General features: G+C 36.9%; 1 protein-coding gene. It reads left to right on the forward strand.

Features of this window, described 5'->3' with window-relative positions; translation table 11 throughout:
* Window positions 1–146 precede the first annotated feature (146 nt).
* Entirely contained in the window at window positions 147–986 is an 840-nt protein-coding gene (locus HNQ37_RS08400; RefSeq protein ID WP_183541318.1) for an exodeoxyribonuclease III, read from the forward strand.
* Window positions 987–1192 lie beyond the last annotated feature (206 nt).

Consider the following 1192-nt stretch of genomic DNA (forward strand, 5'->3'; position numbering starts at 1 on the left):
CAAGCACATCTTGGCCCTCACAAGCTCAGGAGGAGCTTTAAAATATAAACAAAAATTCAGTTTTGAAGATTCACAGCCAATTATTTGACACTTACCTTGAATCTTCAGATTTTTTATTTGGTTTATTCTCATGCTATAATGAACCCATGACATATAAATTTATATCATGGAATATTGATTCTCTTAACGCTGCCTTGACTGGTAACTCAGACCGTTCTGCAATGTCACTTGTAGTGATAGACAAAATTTCAAAAATTCAGCCTGATCTCATAGCAATACAAGAGACAAAGCTTAACGATGATGAAAAAAAAATCGCAAAAATTTTGACGATATTGGTAGAAAAATTTCCAGGGTACACAACAGTTTACCGCACCTCAACACCGCCAGCGCGCAAAGGTTATTCTGGAACAATGTATCTTATTAAAGAGACATTGCCATTGCCGGTTGTGACATACCCAGAAATTGGAGCCCCAGATGTGATGGACTATGAAGGCCGTATAATTACACTAGAATTTCCTGAATTCTTTGTCACTCAAGTTTATACACCTAATTCAGGAGAAGGTTTGAAGCGCTTAAAGCTTCGTCAAGAGTGGGATGATAAGTATCGACAATATTTACACTCTTTGGACCAACAAAAACCTGTCTTTTCTTCAGGTGACTTTAATGTCGCTTACCAAGAAATTGATTTAGCCAATCCAAATTCTAATCATATGAACCCAGGTTTCACAGATGAAGAACGAGAGAAATTTGGACTTTTACTTGAAGCAGGTTTCACAGATAGCTTCCGGTACCTAAATGGAAAAGTTGAAGGACGCTATAGTTGGTTCTCACAACGCAGTCGTTTTGCAAAAAAAAATAATACGGGATGGCGTATTGATTATTGGTTAGTTTCAGATCGTCTAGCAGATAAGGTCGTTGTATCAGACATGATTGACTCTGGTGAGCGTCAAGATCACGTTCCCCTCCTTCTCGAAATTAGCATTTAAAAAATGGAACACTAATGATGTGAACCCAAGAATATAGACTTTTCAAAAATGAAAGGTCTTTTCTTATGGCAAAATATTCATTTGAATTCAAATTCAAAGTTGTTCAAGATGATCTTAATGGGATTGGAGGCACTCCCTTTCTTGCTCAGAAATATCATATGAAAGGGCATCAACTCATTGAAAATTGGGTTCATTCCTATCAATCT

Source organism: Lactovum miscens, assembly GCF_014202895.1.
Classification (GTDB): Bacteria; Bacillota; Bacilli; order Lactobacillales; family Streptococcaceae; genus Lactovum; species Lactovum miscens.